17 protein-coding genes and 1 pseudogene are annotated in these 16,871 nt (G+C 45.4%); 6 read left to right on the top strand and 12 right to left on the bottom strand.

From position 1 onward, the window contains the following. The first annotated feature begins 14 nt into the window (after positions 1–14). The 3 genes from NYE56_RS00920 (at position 15) to mmuP (ending at position 4,059) form a co-directional block, all read left to right on the top strand. Complete coding sequence (locus tag NYE56_RS00920) at positions 15–1,451, top strand: alanine/glycine:cation symporter family protein (protein ID WP_341283329.1); 1,437 nt, start codon at positions 15–17, stop codon at positions 1,449–1,451. Positions 1,452–1,579: 128 nt separating this feature from the next. Beyond that, on the top strand, positions 1,580–2,527 hold the full coding sequence (gene mmuM / locus NYE56_RS00915; protein ID WP_341283328.1) for a homocysteine S-methyltransferase: 948 nt from the start codon (positions 1,580–1,582) through the stop codon (positions 2,525–2,527). 119 nt (positions 2,528–2,646) lie between these two features. After that, complete coding sequence (gene mmuP / locus NYE56_RS00910; RefSeq protein ID WP_341283327.1) at positions 2,647–4,059, top strand: S-methylmethionine permease; 1,413 nt, start codon at positions 2,647–2,649, stop codon at positions 4,057–4,059. Between the two features lie 36 nt (positions 4,060–4,095). On the opposite strand, the gene NYE56_RS00905 is transcribed toward mmuP, so the two are convergent. The 3 genes from NYE56_RS00905 to gamR form a co-directional block, all read right to left on the bottom strand. Continuing rightward, positions 4,096–5,166, bottom strand: coding sequence for a branched-chain amino acid aminotransferase (locus NYE56_RS00905; RefSeq protein ID WP_041335230.1), 1,071 nt, complete (start codon positions 5,164–5,166; stop codon positions 4,096–4,098). Between the two features lie 209 nt (positions 5,167–5,375). After that, positions 5,376–5,651, bottom strand: coding sequence for a DUF1648 domain-containing protein (locus NYE56_RS00900; RefSeq protein ID WP_064672058.1), 276 nt, complete (start codon positions 5,649–5,651; stop codon positions 5,376–5,378). 33 nt (positions 5,652–5,684) lie between these two features. Then, positions 5,685–6,392 carry a transcriptional regulator GamR gene (gamR, locus tag NYE56_RS00895; RefSeq protein ID WP_133953758.1) on the bottom strand — a complete coding sequence of 236 codons (708 nt, stop codon included), beginning with the start codon at positions 6,390–6,392 and terminating at the stop codon, positions 5,685–5,687. 217 nt (positions 6,393–6,609) lie between these two features. Between gamR and nagB the strand changes: the two genes are divergently transcribed. The 3 genes from nagB to gltP all read left to right on the top strand — a co-directional run bounded on the left by nagB (position 6,610) and on the right by gltP (position 10,664). After that, entirely contained in the window at positions 6,610–7,359 is a 750-nt protein-coding gene (nagB, locus tag NYE56_RS00890; RefSeq protein WP_268555803.1) for a glucosamine-6-phosphate deaminase, read from the top strand. Between the two features lie 20 nt (positions 7,360–7,379). Beyond that, positions 7,380–9,275, top strand: a complete 1,896-nt coding sequence (ptsG, locus tag NYE56_RS00885; protein ID WP_268555802.1) for a glucose-specific PTS transporter subunit IIBC — start codon at positions 7,380–7,382, stop codon at positions 9,273–9,275. 144 nt (positions 9,276–9,419) lie between these two features. Then, the gene (gene gltP / locus NYE56_RS00880; protein ID WP_086343394.1) at positions 9,420–10,664 is read left to right on the top strand and encodes a glutamate-aspartate/proton symporter GltP; all 1,245 of its coding nucleotides are present in this window, start codon (positions 9,420–9,422) and stop codon (positions 10,662–10,664) included. Positions 10,665–10,700: 36 nt separating this feature from the next. On the opposite strand, the gene trhO is transcribed toward gltP, so the two are convergent. From trhO to mpr, 9 genes and pseudogenes are all read right to left on the bottom strand, one after another. Beyond that, complete coding sequence (gene trhO / locus NYE56_RS00875) at positions 10,701–11,669, bottom strand: oxygen-dependent tRNA uridine(34) hydroxylase TrhO (protein WP_003246287.1); 969 nt, start codon at positions 11,667–11,669, stop codon at positions 10,701–10,703. Positions 11,670–11,917: 248 nt separating this feature from the next. Next, positions 11,918–12,010, bottom strand: a pseudogene (locus tag NYE56_RS00870) (hypothetical protein); the annotation flags it as partial. Between the two features lie 86 nt (positions 12,011–12,096). Further along, a complete protein-coding gene (locus NYE56_RS00865; RefSeq protein ID WP_133953761.1) occupies positions 12,097–12,375 on the bottom strand; it encodes a hypothetical protein in 279 nt (92 codons plus the stop codon). 54 nt (positions 12,376–12,429) lie between these two features. Then, a complete protein-coding gene (locus NYE56_RS00860; RefSeq protein ID WP_160244326.1) occupies positions 12,430–13,221 on the bottom strand; it encodes a phosphatidylserine decarboxylase in 792 nt (263 codons plus the stop codon). Then, on the bottom strand, positions 13,214–13,702 hold the full coding sequence (locus tag NYE56_RS00855) for a DedA family protein (RefSeq protein WP_003234861.1): 489 nt from the start codon (positions 13,700–13,702) through the stop codon (positions 13,214–13,216). Before NYE56_RS00855 ends, NYE56_RS00860 begins: the two co-directional genes overlap by 8 nt. Then, positions 13,693–14,226 carry a CDP-diacylglycerol--serine O-phosphatidyltransferase gene (gene pssA, locus NYE56_RS00850; protein ID WP_009966430.1) on the bottom strand — a complete coding sequence of 178 codons (534 nt, stop codon included), beginning with the start codon at positions 14,224–14,226 and terminating at the stop codon, positions 13,693–13,695. The genes NYE56_RS00855 and pssA overlap by 10 nt, the downstream gene beginning before the upstream one ends. Before the next feature lie 195 nt (positions 14,227–14,421). Continuing rightward, complete coding sequence (gene cesB / locus NYE56_RS00845; RefSeq protein WP_341283326.1) at positions 14,422–15,312, bottom strand: enantioselective carboxylesterase CesB; 891 nt, start codon at positions 15,310–15,312, stop codon at positions 14,422–14,424. A gap of 170 nt (positions 15,313–15,482) precedes the next feature. After that, on the bottom strand, positions 15,483–15,881 hold the full coding sequence (locus tag NYE56_RS00840) for a YbfJ family protein (RefSeq protein WP_015715171.1): 399 nt from the start codon (positions 15,879–15,881) through the stop codon (positions 15,483–15,485). Next, positions 15,844–16,785: an extracellular metalloprotease Mpr gene (mpr, locus tag NYE56_RS00835; protein ID WP_015252930.1), complete on the bottom strand. Its 942-nt coding sequence runs from the start codon at positions 16,783–16,785 to the stop codon at positions 15,844–15,846. Before mpr ends, NYE56_RS00840 begins: the two co-directional genes overlap by 38 nt. Positions 16,786–16,871 lie beyond the last annotated feature (86 nt).

The following is a 16,871-nucleotide window of genomic DNA, read 5'->3' as shown; positions in this document are numbered from 1 at the left end:
AAAGAGGTGATTGTATGCAGCAAATCCTGGAACATATCGTCGGTATTGCAAATGATCTTTTGTGGTCAAAGCTATTAATTGTTTTGCTCCTTTCTCTGGGAATCTATTTTACGTTCAGGCTTAAGTTTTTACAGGTTCGCATGCTGAAAGAAATGGTCAGGGTATTAAGAGAAGGTGCTGCTTCCCGGTCAAAAAACAGCATTTCTCCGTTTCAAGCCTTTTGCATCAGCATGGCAGCCCGTGTCGGAACGGGAAATATTACGGGCATTGCTATCGCCATTGCACTCGGCGGGCCCGGTGCAATCTTCTGGATGTGGATTATCGCCATTATCGGATCAGCATCTAGCTTTGTGGAAAGCACACTGGCTCAGATTTATAAAGTAAAAGATGTAAACGGCTTCCGCGGCGGGCCGGCGTATTACATGGAAAAAGGGCTGAACAAAAGGTGGATGGGCGCGCTGTTCGCTGTGTTAATCACCTTATCGTTCGGTATCGTCTTCAACTCGGTTCAATCCAATACAGTCAGCCTTGCCTTTGAAAACGCGTTTGGCACAAACCGCCTGACATTGGGACTCATTTTAATTGCTGTATTCGGCACGATTATTTTTGGCGGAGTCAAGCGCATTGCAAAACTGGCTGAATCCATTGTCGTCGTATTGGCTGTCCTGTATATCGGAGTTGCGTTTTTCGTCATTTTCTCCAACATTACGCAGCTGCCAGGTGTGCTTGCGCTAATCGTGAAAAATGCGTTTGGTTTTGACCAGGCCGCCGGCGGGGCTTTGGGCGCGGCACTCATGCAAGGCGTCAGACGGGGAATCTTTTCAAACGAAGCGGGAATGGGAAGCGCACCGAATGCCGCTGCCACCGCCACAACAAGCCATCCCGTCAAACAGGGGCTGATCCAAGCTTTTGGTGTACTGACAGATACACTGGTTATTTGTACAAGCACCGCCTTTATCATCCTGTTTTCGGATGCCTATCATACTCCGGGTCTGAGCGGAATCGCCTTGACACAAGCCTCCCTCAGCTCCCATGTCGGATCATGGGCATCAGGCTTTCTCGCCATTCTGATTTTGTTATTCGGATTCTGTGCTCTAATTGGAAACTATTATTATGGCGAAACCAATATCGGCTTTTTGAACAAAAGCAAAAAACTGATTTTTGTCTACCGTATCGGCGTGCTGGCAATGATCGTGTTTGGCTGTGTTGCCAAAGTCCAGCTCGTCTGGGATCTTGCTGATTTGTTCATGGGTTTGATGGTCGTCGTGAATTTAATCGCGATTTTCTTACTATCAAAGGTCGTTTTTACGGCGCTGAAAGACTATACACGCCAGAAAAAAGCAGGCAAAGATCCGGTCTTTTATAAAGATGTGCTCAAAAACCATAATGGCATTGAGTGCTGGCCGGTTTCAGACAAAAAGACTGACACGCACAACAAACAAATATCATAAGAAAAGGGTGTTCAGACATATGGGCTGAACACCTTTCCCTTTTTGCGTTTATTGACAAACACGTAAGCCTCCATTACGATTTTCATATCTTTTTCAAAAAAATCTGAAAGAAGGCATCGGTACATTCTATGAATCCTATCCAACACATTTTAGATACATACCCGCTTATTGTGCTAGACGGCGCCATGGCGACCGAGCTTGAACGCAAGGGCTGTAATTTGAATGACAGTCTGTGGTCGGCAAAAATCCTGATGGAAGAGCCAAATCTGATTAAACAAGTACATACTGATTATTTCGCGGCAGGCGCCGATTGTGCAATCACCGCCAGCTATCAGTCTACATTTGAAGGCTTTGCCGCACGCGGGCTGAGCGAAGCGGAAGCACGCCGGCTCATCGAGTTGTCCGTCAGCATCGCAGCTGAAGCACGTGATGAATTTTGGTCGCTTAAAGAGAACCGTTTGAATCGGCCAAAACCGATCATTGCGGCTTCTATAGGCCCTTATGGCGCTTATCTTGCAGACGGGTCTGAGTATCGCGGCAACTACGCAATATCAGAAGATGAACTGATTGAATTTCATCGCCCCCGGATGAAGGCGCTGATTGAAGCCGGGGCTGATGTTTTGGCATGCGAAACGATTCCGTGTCTGACTGAAGCCAAAGCGATTGTTCGGCTGTTGAAGGAATTTCCTGAAACGTATGCATGGATCAGCTTCAGTGCTAAAGACGGCCTGCATATCAGTGACGGAACACCTGCAGCTGACTGCGCATCGTGGCTTGATGAACACCGCCAAATTGCAGCACTCGGCATCAACTGCACGCCGCTTCAGCATATCCCTTCCTTGATAGAGGAGTTAAAAAAGAACACGTCAAAACCGATCATTGTCTACCCGAATTCAGGTGAGCAATATGATCCGGAAACAAAAACGTGGAACGGCGCAGCATGCGCAGAATCTTACGGGGCGAGCGCCCGCACCTGGCATGAAAAAGGGGCGAGGCTGATTGGCGGCTGCTGCCGGACAAAACCCGAAGATATTCAAGAAGTTGCGGCTTGGGCCCGCTCTTTAAAAACAACTTGACTTATCGGAATAGTTTGTATATTCTAACTTAAAGCCGGTTCGCCGGAGTCTCGTGTCACTTTCTGACATGAGATTTTTTATTAGGAGGAAATAAATCGCTGATAGAAAGTTGGAAAAAGATGAACTCTGCCCACAACAAGAATGAGACAACCTTTCAGAGAAGTATGAAAAGCCGGCACCTCTTTATGCTTTCCTTGGGAGGTGTCATCGGAACCGGGCTGTTTTTAAGCTCTGGTTATACCATTCAGCAAGCAGGCCCGGCCGGAACGATAGTCGCCTACTTAGTCGGGGCCGGCATCGTCTATCTGGTCATGCTATGCCTCGGTGAGCTGTCAGTCGCCATGCCTGTGACCGGCGCCTTTCACACCTATGCAGCTAAATACATAGGGCCGGGCACCGGATTTACGGTTGCTTGGCTGTACTGGCTGACATGGACCGTGGCATTGGGATCAGAATTCACAGCAGCCGGCCTGTTAATGCAGCGCTGGTTCCCCCATACATCGGTTTGGATGTGGAGTGCCGTCTTTGCGCTGTTCATTTTCTTGCTTAACGCATTTTCGGTCAAGTTTTTCGCTGAATCAGAATTTTGGTTTTCCAGCATCAAAGTATTAGCCATTGTATTATTTATTCTTTTAGGCGGCTCTGCCATGTTCGGCATCATCCCGATCAAAGGCGGAGAAGCCGCTCCGATGCTATCCAACTTCATGGCGGAAGGCGGGCTTTTTCCAAATGGATTTGTCCCGATTTTGATGACGATGCTGTCCGTCAATTTTGCCTTTTCGGGAACGGAACTAATCGGAATCGCAGCCGGTGAAAGCGTTGATCCTGACAAGACAATACCAAAAGCGATTAAAACAACGGTCTGGCGTCTCTCACTCTTCTTTGTCGGAACAATTTTTGTGCTGTCAGGGCTGATTCCGATTCAAGATGCAGGTGTCATCAAAAGCCCGTTTGTCGCTGTCTTTGACAGAGTCGGTGTACCATACGCAGCCGATATCATGAACTTTGTTATCCTAACAGCGATCCTGTCAGCGGCTAATTCCGGACTCTACGCTTCTTCCCGGATGCTGTGGTCTTTATCAAAAGAAAAAACGCTTCATCCGATATTTGCAAAGCTGACGTCAAAAGGAACCCCTTTTAACGCGCTGGTGTTCAGCATGATTGGCGGCATTCTGTCGTTGCTGTCCAGCGTATTTGCGCCAGACACTGTATACGTTGTGCTCGTGTCGATTTCCGGTTTTGCCGTCGTTGTCGTGTGGATGGGAATCGCTGCTTCTCAATTCATGTTCAGAAAACGTTATATCGAAGCGGGAAACAAGGTTACTGATTTGAAATACAGGACCCCTTTGTATCCGTTCGTGCCGATTGCCGCGTTCCTGTTATGCCTGGCTTCCGTTGTTGGCATTGCCTTTGATCCGAATCAAAGAATCGCACTGTATTGCGGCGTTCCGTTTATGGCCATTTGCTATGCAATATATTATGTGAAAAACCGCAAAAGCCAGCCGGCTGCTGATATGACTCATTCAAAATAAAAAGAACCTGCCTTCGGGCAGGTTCTTTTTCGATTTTCACACTTCCACTGTCCAGTTAAACGGGCCTTTCACCTTGCCAAGCTGAATATCTGTTATCGTTTCATACAGCTTTTTTGATAGCTCCCCGATTTGCCCGTCTCCTACAATCACCGTTTTTCCATGAATGTTGAGTTCACCGACAGGCGTAACGACGGCTGCCGTGCCTGTGCCGAAGACCTCTGTCAATTCTCCGCGTGCAGAGGCCGCATACACCTCATCAATCGATATTCTCTCTTCACGAACCGGAATGCCCCAGCTTCGAATCAATTCAATCGCAGACGCACGTGTAACCCCGCTTAAAATGCTTCCGCTTAAAGCAGGTGTGACAGCTTCCCCGTTTATGACGAAAAAGATGTTCATGCTCCCTACTTCTTCCACATATTTCTTTTCGATGGCGTCCAGCCACAGTACCTGGTCATAGCCCAGTTCATTCGCTTTCCGCTGTGCCTGAAGACTGGCGGCATAGTTTCCAGCCGTTTTTGCAAACCCGACTCCTCCGTTGACCGCCCTCACATACTCATCTTCGACATAGATTCTAACCGGCTTCAGCTGATCGTCGCCATAATAGGAGCCGACAGGCGAAAGCACGATCATAAATGTATAGCTCCTGGATGCCTTCACACCGAGACTCGGTTCTGTGGCAATGACAAAAGGACGAATATACAGTGACGTTCCTTTTTCCTTTGGAACCCAATCTTTCTCCAGCTCAACTAATTGCGTCAATGCCTCAAGCACCAGCTCTTCGTCTAAAGGGGGCATGCTCATGCGCTCACACGATCTGTTCAGCCGTTTGATATTTTGATCCGGACGGAACAGCAGCACCCTGCCGTCGTCTGTTCTGTATGCTTTTAATCCTTCAAAAACAGCCTGGCCGTAATGAAAAACAGATGAAGATGGATCAAGCGTAAGCGGTGCGTACGGCGCAATTCTCGGATGATGCCATCCAATCCCCTCTTCGTAGTCCATCACAAACATATAATCTGTAAAATATTGTCCAAACCCCAAGGAAGACGGGTCGGGCTTTTCCTTATAATATACAGTTTTTTCTCGTTCAATAAGCTTATTCAATCTAATCAGCACACCTTTCACATAATTGTTTAAATATTCAGTCTTTTTAAAGCTGCAAAAAGTATACAGCCTTTCCTTTAATAATACGCCGCTTCACACCTATAAATTTCAGAATATTCTTTAGGATCATCAGCTATTATACACCACATTCATTGTCAGATGAAGCTGAAATTAAAGAAAAACAGCCAGTTTTATTCTGGCTGTTTGATTTAGACCGCTAAACAAAGGACGACAATGTGGCAAATCAGCAAAATATACACTGCGAACACTAATTGCCAATTGATCTTCCGCGCCCATGCAAACACCACCATCAAAACAGGCAGCATCACAGTCCCCGCCAGCTTGTTAACCGTCAGATTCGGACTGTTCGCAACATCATAATGAATCGGCATCTGCGTCGGCAGAGAAGGGTAAAATACAATTGAAAGGATGAATGCAGCAATCACTGCTCCCCACAGCACTTTTCCATTCGTCAATAAAAACATAGAACCACCATTCCCTTCTTAAAACACATTGCTTTATGAATGATATGACTGTTCTACGGTGAATTTCGTTCGGTCTCCCCGGGTAATAATTTGCGCATATTCCACCACTTCTTCATTTTTATCATAGGTAAGGGATTCTGATAAAAACGCAGGCGCTCCGACATTGGTTAATAAGTGGCCGCTGATCGTTTCATCCGTTAAAATCGGTTCGATCGATTCCGTGCCCCTGCTGATTTCAATATTGTATTTTGTCCTTAACAATTCAAACAGCGAGCCGGTGCATTCCTCCTGCACCAGCCCCGGTGCCGCCTTCCAGGGAATATATGAGGTATGATACTGCAAAGGTTCCCCCTCGGCGTATCTGACTCTGACAAGCTTGTTGACAGGTTCATTCTCTTTCATTTTCAAAAGCTCGGCAATGGAGTGATCGGCAGGAATCACAACAAGCTCAAGCACTTTTGATTCAGAACGAAGGCCTCTCATTTGTTCTGCAAAGCTCGTAATCTTATGCGGAATCGGCGTTTGTATTTTTGCCGCCGATACAAATGTCCCTTTTCCTTGAATTCTTTTAATATATCCCTCAAGCTCTAGCTGCTGCAGAGCCAGTCTCACAGTTGTTCTGCTGACATCATATTGTTCGCAAAACTCACTCTCCGTCGGCAGCTGATCATTCGCCTGATATTTGCCCGATTTAATTAACTCAATGATTTTAAACTTGATAACAGAATATAAAGCTGTCATTTCATTCTCCCCATTCTGTATGCATTCCGTTCTTTTTAATTGAGACCATAATACCATTTGCCATCCCAATATGAAAGATTTGTATCCTTCTTTTATAACAAATTTTCAGAAATTAATATTGACAGTTTGATAGGGCGGTGCTAAATTCGTAATGACAAGTATCATAAATTGGTCATAACAAATAAGGTGCTTGTCTATCTCTTTGAGGGGGTGTCACATGAAGATTCTGATCGCCGAGCACTACGAAGAACTCTGTAAGTTAAGCGCTGCCATTATTAAAGAACAAATACAAGCTAAGAAAGATGCCGTTCTCGGCCTGGCAACAGGAAGCACACCGGTCGGCTTGTATAAGCAGTTGATTTCAGACTATCAGGCAGGCGAAATTGATTTTTCAAAGGTTACTACATTTAATTTGGATGAATACGCTGGTCTCTCTCCATCTCATCCGCAAAGTTATAACCATTTTATGCATGAGCATCTTTTTCAGCATATCAATATGCAGCCTGATCATATTCATATCCCGCAAGGAGACAATCCGCAGCTTGAGGCGGCATGCAAAGTATACGAGGATCTCATCCGCCAGGCGGGAGGCATTGATGTCCAAATTCTCGGCATCGGCGCCAATGGCCATATCGGTTTCAATGAACCGGGATCTGATTTTGAGGACCGGACACGTGTTGTGAAGCTCTCGGAAAGCACGATACAGGCAAATGCCAGATTCTTCGGCGGTGATCCAGTGCTGGTGCCGAGACTCGCGATTTCAATGGGCATTAAAACCATCATGGAATTCAGCAAACATATTGTGCTTTTAGCAAGCGGCGAGGAAAAAGCAGACGCTATTCAAAAGATGGCTGAAGGTCCTGTCACGACAGAAGTACCAGCCTCCATTCTTCAAAAACACAATTATGTAACCGTTATCGCCGATTATAAAGCAGCTCAAAAATTAAAGAGTGCACCATGCTCATAAAACAATAAAAGGAGACTGTCATGTTTAAAAAGGCATTTCAAATTCTGCAGCAGCTTGGCCGCGCGTTGATGACTCCGGTTGCCGTCCTGCCGGCAGCAGGTCTTTTGCTCCGTTTCGGAGACAAGGATTTACTGAACATCCCTATTATAAAGGATGCAGGCGGCGTTGTATTCGATAATCTCCCGCTGATTTTCGCCGTAGGGGTCGCGATCGGATTAGCCGGCGGAGAAGGTGTAGCCGGACTTGCCGCTGTCATCGGATACTTAATTTTAACCGTCACCCTCGACAATATGGGAAAATTACTCGGCCTTCAGCCTCCGTATGAAGGAGCCGAGCACCTGATTGATATGGGGGTTTTCGGAGGAATCATCATCGGGCTTCTCGCCGCCTATTTATATAAGCGATTTTCATCAATCGAGCTGCATCCGGTCCTTGGATTTTTCTCTGGAAAACGCTTTGTCCCGATTATTACTTCCGTCAGTTCATTGGTGATCGGCGTCATTTTCTCATTCGTTTGGCCGCTGATCCAAAACGGAATTAACGCAGCCAGCAGTTTAATTGCCGATTCAACAGTCGGCCTGTTCTTTTATGCAACGATCTATCGTTTGCTGATTCCTTTTGGCCTGCATCATATTTTTTATACGCCTTTCTATTTTATGATGGGAGAATACACAGACCCATCAACAGGCAACACCGTAACCGGAGACCTGACAAGGTTTTTCGCGGGAGACCCGACAGCCGGGCGCTTTATGATGGGGGATTTCCCTTACATGATTTTCTGTCTGCCGGCAGTTGCTCTTGCCATTATCCATACCGCGCGTCCGGAAAAGAAAAAAATGATCTCCGGCGTGATGATTTCTGCGGCACTCACATCTATGCTGACCGGAATTACAGAGCCGGTTGAGTTTTCTTTCTTGTTCGTTGCGCCTGTGCTCTATTTGATTAACTCTATTCTTGCCGGCGTCATCTTTGTCGTTTGTGATTTATTCCATGTCCGCCACGGCTATACGTTCTCAGGCGGCGGAATTGACTACGTCTTGAACTACGGACTGTCTACAAACGGCTGGGTTGTCATTCCTGTCGGGATCGTGTTTGCTTTCATTTATTATTATTTGTTCCGATTTGCGATTCTGAAATGGAATTTGAAAACGCCCGGCCGTGAGACAGATGAAGACGGTCAGAATGAGGAGAAAACTCCAGTTGCAAAAGACCAACTTGCCTTTCACGTGTTGCAGGCCTTGGGCGGACAGCAAAATATCGCTAACCTGGATGCATGTATCACAAGGCTTCGTGTGACCGTTCATCAGCCAAGCCAAGTCAGAAAGGATGAATTAAAACGGCTTGGTGCAGTAGGTGTGCTGGAGGTCAACAACAACTTCCAGGCAATATTCGGAACCAAGTCCGATGCCTTAAAAGACGACATCAAAACAATCATGGCCGGAGGCGTCCCTTCCACCGCCGCCACGCTTGACACGGTAACTGACAAACAGCAGAAGTCCGATTCCGGTGAGACCTTTATTTATCCGATTAAAGGAGAAACAGTCTCTTTAGGGGATGTGCCTGATCAAGTCTTTTCAGAAAAAATGATGGGCGAGGGATTTGCGATTATACCATCAGAAGGAAAAGTCGTTGCCCCTGCGGACGGCGAGATCGTCTCGATTTTTCCGACAAAACACGCCATCGGCTTTATGAGCGCCGGCGGCACTGAAATCCTGATTCATGTCGGCATCGATACCGTCAAACTGAATGGGGAAGGCTTTGAAGCACATGTCACAAGCGGACAAGCCGTCAAACAAGGCGAACTGCTTCTCACCTTTGATCTCGATTACATCAAGCAGCATGCCGCTTCAGCTATAACACCGGTTATTTTCACAAATACCTCTGAAGAAGATCTAAAGCACATTCAAATGAAGTAAAAAAGTCCCCCCTGCTTCGGGGGACTTTTTCGCCAACATAATGAAAGCGCTATCAAAATAAAATAACTTGAAAAAAGGTGTTTGCATTTGAATCACGAATGATATGAATATGCCTACATTCTATCGTTCTAAAGGGGGATTCATTTGAAAAAATTAATCGCGTTTCAAATTTTAATCGCTTTGGCTGTCGGCGCGTTGATCGGCCACTTTTTTCCTGATTTCGGGATGGCACTGAGGCCTGTCGGGGATGGATTTATCCGCCTGATTAAAATGATTGTTGTGCCGATTGTGTTTTCTACCATTGTCATTGGAGCCGCAGGAAGCGGAAGCATGAAAAAAATGGGCAGCCTCGGTATCAAGACGATCATTTGGTTCGAAGTGATTACAACGTTGGTATTAGGGCTTGGACTTTTATTAGCGAATGTCTTAAAACCAGGTGTCGGGCTTGACCTCTCCCATTTGGCAAAAAAAGATATTCATGAACTTTCCGGCTACACAGACAAAGTTGTTGATTTCAAGCAAATGATCCTGGATATTATCCCTACAAACATTATTGATGTCATGGCCAGAAATGATTTGCTTGCCGTTATTTTCTTCGCCATTTTATTTGGTGTCGCCGCAGCTGGTATCGGCAAAGCTTCTGAACCAGTAATGAAGTTCTTTGAATCTACCGCTCAGATTATGTTCAAGCTCACGCAAATCGTCATGGTCACTGCTCCTATCGGCGTGTTAGCCCTGATGGCAGCTTCTGTGGGCCAATATGGCATTGAACTCCTCCTCCCTATGTTTAAGCTGGTTGGCACCGTATTCCTTGGCCTGTTCCTGATCCTCTTTGTCCTCTTTCCGCTTGTCGGTCTCATCTTTCAGATTAAGTATTTCGAAGTATTGAAAATGATATGGGATCTGTTTTTAATTGCATTTTCCACCACCAGCACTGAAACCATTCTCCCTCAGCTGATGGATAGAATGGAGAAATACGGCTGTCCCAAACGAGTGGTATCATTTGTCGTTCCCTCCGGCTTGTCATTGAACTGTGACGGCTCCAGCTTATATTTATCGGTTTCTTGTATCTTTCTCGCACAGGCCTTTCAAGTAGACATGACATTGTCCCAGCAGCTGCTCATGATGCTTGTGCTTGTGATGACCAGTAAAGGCATTGCAGCCGTACCCTCAGGATCGCTTGTAGTTCTTCTGGCGACTGCCAATGCTGTAGGACTGCCGGCTGAAGGCGTTGCCATTATCGCGGGTGTTGACCGCGTCATGGACATGGCGAGAACAGGCGTGAACGTACCGGGACATGCGATCGCCTGTATCGTGGTATCAAAATGGGAAAAGGCCTTCCGCCAAAAAGAATGGGTTTCCGCAAACAGCCAAACTGAAAGCATATAGAAAAAAAAGAACACCTCAATCCGAGGTGTTCTTTTTTTATTCAGCAGCAGCGTGATCTTCTGTTTCAATCGCTGCCAGTCTTGCGTTTACTTCTTCTTCTGTCATATTATGCTCTTTCACATACAGGTTTCTTGGGTTCGTGCGGCATTCGTGGCTGCAGCTGCGCATATATTTATACTCATTTTCCGGTGTGCATATCATTTTTTTATTGCAAGATGGATTTGCGCAGTTCACATAACGCTCACACGGTTCTCCTGTAAAGTAGTCCTTGCCGACAATCACATGCTCGACACGGTTGACAGGCACGCTGATTCTTTCATCAAATACGTAGCACTGGCCGTCCCAAAGCTTGCCTTGCACCTCTGGATCTTTTCCGTATGTCACGATTCCGCCGTCAAGCTGTGCTACATCTTCAAAGCCTTGCTTCACCAGCCATCCTGAGAACTTTTCACAGCGTACGCCGCCTGTACAGTACGTTAAAATCTTTTTGCCTTCAAGCATATCTTTATGCTCTTCGATCCATTCAGGTAATTCGCGGAAGGCTTCGATGTCAGGACGGACCGCACCTCTGAAATGGCCAAGGTCATACTCGTAATCGTTACGCGCGTCGATGACAATTGTGTTTGGATCCTGCATCTTCTCATAAAATTCTGCAGGCTTCAAATGCTGGCCTGTTGTTTCGTTCGGATCGACATCATCTTCAAGACGAAGCGTTACAAGCTCTTTTTTATGGCGGACGAAGATTTTTTTGAAGGCATGGCCTTCTGCTTCATCAATTTTAAATACCATGTCCGCAAAACGAGGATCAGCTTTCATTGTTTCCATATATTTTTCAGTCTGTTCAACCGTACCTGATACCGTACCGTTAATTCCTTCAGAAGAAACAAGGATACGGCCTAACAAACCAAGCTCCTTACAAAAAGCCAGATGCTGCTCTCTAAACGCCTCTGGATCTTCAATCGGAACATATTTATAGTAAAGTAATACTCTGTATTGTTTTTCCATGTTTTAAACACCCTGTTCAATTATAGTTAGTTGCTATGCACACTCTTACTATATCATACAGGAAAATGCCGCAAAGATGAACAGATCCGCCCAGACTGATAAAAATATCCAAGCTCTTACAAACCTAAGCGGCACAAGGGTTTCTCATGGCACACAAGTATTTTCCATTCATTTACTAATCGATGTAGTTATCTGAAAACTACCAAACAAAAGGTGCACTCCACCTGTTATAGCACAGAGGATACCGCTCACTTGATAATGACAGATGGCGTGATATGCTCCAGCCAAATGACACCGTCATATTGTTCCTTTAGGATCATCTGCTCTTCTGTGAATCCCCAATTAGGTTCTCTAGTCATTACGAGATAGATATAGAAAAAGTTTCCTTTTCCTGCCAACAAAAAAAGCTTCTCTGTTGAAAGAAGCTTTAGCTGGATTCTCTCATCACCTGATGAAAGTAAAACCGATACGTATTTCGTAAAAATGTCTCAACCGGAAGCTGCACCTCCGCTTGGTATTTGCTGATGATGAATGGAAACCGCTCGATTCCTTTTTCGCGCAAATTGTTCGCTTGTTCATCATCTATTGCCTTCTCTTGCAAAACCGCTTCAACGATCGGCCAGCACACTTCTCGCACTTGCCGCAGGACAGCTTCATCTCCGGTGTTCTGATAATCTGTAATCCAGCTGATGATTTGTTTCTCCATAAGTCTCACCTTTCTTCAAAAAAAGAGGCGCTGCGTTTATGCAAGCTCCTCTTTTTACTCTTCGTAACCTATCAGTTCTCCGACTTGGACTTCTTGGCCTTCTGCTAAATGGGCGGACGGCTGGAACGCGTCTTTTTCAAAAATCAAAATGACGGTTGACCCGAATGAAAAGTATCCCAGCTCCTCACCGATCTCCAATTCAGCACGGGTATTCGTCTGCACGATAGAATTAATATTCATCGCGCCGACAGGAATCATCAGGACATTTCGGCTGCCGCTATTCAGCTCGTACACAAACCGATAATTTTTCGACAGCACATCTTTCCCGTATTTTAAGCCTAGTTGATTTACCGGGTATGAGCGATTTCCGAGCTCGGCCAGCTTTTGATACCTGCAGCTGATCGGAGAATGGAAACGGTGATAATGCCTCGGGCTTAGATACAGCACGACGAAATATCCGCCGTTGTATTGATGGTCTGCGCTTTTACAGCCGGTCAGCTCAGCGAATGAGTAATCTTTTCCCTTCACCGTAAAGGTTTGATTCGGGTTGATGATTCCTACCGTCTGAACCACACCGTCAACAGGGCTGACCACCGCATGCGCCTCTTTTGACACAGGGCGCCGCTCCAGATTTATTTGACGAATGAACAATTCGGACAGCGATCCGTAATCAGCAGCCGTACCGTCCACATCATCCCAATTCAGCCGAAAATGTTTTGAGAAAAGCGGAATGACCGGTTTGCTGATTTTCGACTCGCAAAATCCTTTAATCAGATAGGATGACAGACGATGATTCGTCAGCTCTATCAATGATCGATACAGAATCTTTACAGCCGTATTAAACATGAATAATCCCTATAACCCTTCCGATTGTAATAAAAACAAAGCACCATAAAAAGGCGCCGATTGCCGCAAACGCAACATACGTTTTCAGATCCATTTTGCCGATCCCCGAAAAGTAGCACGTCACATGTCTGACGCCGGGAATAAAATAACCTAAAATAAGAGAATATGGACCGTATTTCTTCATCCATTTTTCCACTTTCATCATTCTTTTTTCTTTTAAGCCGACCCACTTGCCGTACTTGTCGATAAACGGGCGTCCAGCTTTTCTGCCAATCATGTAGCTGATCAGCATACCTAACAAAGCCCCGACAAAACTAATCAATATCGAAAGCTCATAATTCAATACATCGGTATGCGTGAAATAGCCAACAACGGTCATCATCACTTCATCTGGAATCGGCAATCCTACAATTCCTAATACCAGCATCAAAAAAATAGCGAGATAACCGTAATCCGCTATGAGCTGCTGAACTAATTCCATCTCCCAGACTCCAGGTTTTCTGCCGCATGTTTTTTAAAATGAGGGAATTTTATTTTACTCACCATCAAATATGAGAGTCCGCAAGTGCCGATTGCCAGAAGGATCGGGTTATAGGTGAAGCTTAGAATAACGAGACACATGCCCGCAAACGGAATCGGCATACCGATAAATGTCGGGAGCTTGCTTTGTTCAATGTTAAATTTAGAGAGGCGAAGCATTCCGCAAATGCTGTACGTCAATGCGCATAAGATCCCGATAAATGGCAGGGTATACAACGCGACACTGTAAGCAAGCATAGAAGGAGCCACTCCAAACGTAACCAGATCGGCAAACGAATCCAGTTCTCTCCCCATATCAGAAACGGCATTCAGCTTACGAGCAGCCATCCCGTCAAAGAAATCAAGGAACATGCCTGTAAAAATGAAAAGCACTGCTGAATGAATGTTGTGATATAGCAAGGAATGAATCGCCAGCAATCCGCAAATGAAGTTTCCTATCGTAATCATACAGGGGATGTAATTCACAGTGTAACCAAACCTCCAATTGTAAAACCATCTATATTATTTGACGATAGTGATCGAATAGCGTTACAGGAAAAATTTTTCTCCAATAAGCATGATAACATAGAATGCTCCCAAAAAAAGCAGCATTCAAATTCTATTATTATACAACATTTGTTACCTTTTGAAAAATGAATGCCAATCTTTTCATGTTCCTTACTATTTTATCCCCCCGCATAAAAAGGACAAGACGCGTTGATTGACGTACTCTGGCTGCTCCAGAGATAACAGATGTCCGGCGTTCTTTACGATTTCAGCCTGAATTCCCGGCACCAATACCGAAGCCCGCTCAAAGGGCATTTGCTGATGGTACATGACCTCGTGCTCACCGAACATCAGAAGTACCGGGACTTGTATCGATTTCAATTCCTGGTCTGTGAACACGTACGGAAAGCCGTTTTCTGTCGGCTTCAGGCTCCTTTGTTCCTCCTGCCATTCCACGCCCGCCACAATTTGTCTTTGCAGTAAAGGATGCAGATCATATCTGTTATCTGTGATCCACTTGATATATGATTCAGCTCCTCTTGCCCCTGTAAGCTCTGCAGCGTATTTATAGACATCCGGATGAAATGAAATAAACGCTTCAGCGGGACTCATAACAACCGCCCGCTCTACTCTTTCAGGCGCGCGGAGTAAGAAATTCACGATATGGGACCCGCCAAGCGAAAGGCCGGCCAGGTGTGCCGTCTCAAGTCCAAGAGAATCAAAGACATCTTTCATCCATTCTGCAAAATCAGCTCTCGTTTCCATGGCTGCTGATGGTATACTTTTATTTTTGTCTCCTATTATATCGACCGCATATGTACGAAATTGACGGCTCAACGCCGCGATATTCGGATACCACATCGCAGAGCTGAAAAGGCCTCCGTGAAGCAAAATGAGCGAAGGTGCGTCCTTTGGCCCACTTGCAATGATATGTGTTTTTCCAAAACGAGTAGAAACATAGAATGCTTCCGACTCAATCGGCCACAAAGAAAGGCTTTGATCATATGCCTGGTAAAAGCGCAGACCACTTTCAACCGCGGCAAACTGCATTGAATCTTGTATCATTTTCTTCTTTTTCCTCCGGGTTTGATTGATATAAAATAAGGGATAGCGCCCCTTTTGTCTCGTAAGAAAAAATACCTATTTCTTATTATCTCACATAATAAATTTCCAGTATATAGTTTGGTTTCCTGCAATAAATAAAAAAGGCAGTTTCCTTAAAATCAAGGAAACTGCTATTCTTTGAAGACTAATGGAATGGCATGATCTTTTTTATCCTCTGTTAACGAGATGTGATGGGTTACTGATGTTTCACCCTTCGTCAACGCGACTGAGTAATCGCCTTTTCTGCCGGTATCCCATTTTATATCTCCGTTTTTGTCTGTTTTACCGAGTATCTCGCCAATCTCTGTACTCGGCTCCTCATCTGAAGAGGGCGCTTTGACAATCGTCACTTGAACCCCTTCGACCGGCAGCCCCTTAGCATCCTCCACATGAAGAGTGACAGGAATAGTCGTTTCTTTTGGAGAAGAATGCGTCTGCGAACTGCACCCGCATAAAAACAAAATAGACATGAATATGGCTAGTTTGCTGTATTTATTGATTTGCCCAATATTGAATATTGTTGAATACATCGTTCGTCACCCTTGTTCCCAAGTTATATGACGATCCTCCGTTCGTGTGAATGGCAATAGCTGTCTGCCCTGTATCACTGTAGTTTCGATAAACAGGCGAGCCGCTTTGGCAGCCGTACGTATCGGTTGTATAGGTCAGCTTATACGTTTCAGCGGAGCGAATCGGCTTTGTATCAGACCACATCGTGCCAAATGTTTTGTCACACGGGAATCCTGTCACTGACGAGGAAAGGCCCACGGGACTGCTGCTGTTTGTAGTCCGGTAGCCGTACCAGCCAACCGTGTTTCCAGGAGAACCGTTTAATTTAATAGCTCCGTAATCATAATTGGTGTCTTTGCTTTCCGTCCATCCTTTGACGGAGTAAAACATCGTGCCTGAATAAGTACCGTACGGGTATGACGAACCATTGCGGCCCGGCGCGGCGGTTATCGTCGAAGCCCATCCATGATCCTGGCTGTACACACAATGTCCAGCTGTGACGACTGTATTTGGATTGACTAAAAATCCGGTACATCCATAAGTGCTTGAAGTGTTGGGATACTTGATTGACAGTTGAACGGTTGCTCTATATGGAAAAGATGTCGTGCTGGAGATTCTGGTGCGTTCATCAGTTCCGATAATGCTCGAAGGCTGTAAGGTTTGAATATTTTTCTCCAGTTCCGTTTGGCCGCCGTATAACGATTTACTTGTTTTTCCGGTTCCCTCATAAGGGGCGGAAACCTGTTCTGCTTTTGACGTTTGGTTTTTCGTAGCATCAGCTTCTTTACCGGTATTCGATACAGAAGTTTGCGGGTTCTCTGCCGCTTTTGCCGGTACGCCAAAAGATACCGCTGCTGCCAAAGCCAAACACAAAACCGTTAAGTAAGCGAACCATTGTTTTCTGAATCTTGGAACTAATTTCATTTTGTCATCTCCCTCCTTTAGTGTCAACCACCCGTATCGATGGAAGACTTTTACATTATAATCGGGTTTCTGATTCTTATGATAAA

Origin of the sequence: Bacillus sp. FSL R5-0603 (genome assembly GCF_038050295.1) — a bacterium.
Classification (GTDB): domain Bacteria; phylum Bacillota; class Bacilli; order Bacillales; family Bacillaceae; genus Bacillus; species Bacillus subtilis.
Note: the sequence above shows the minus strand (reverse complement) of the source record. Positions and strands in the feature narration are given on the sequence as shown.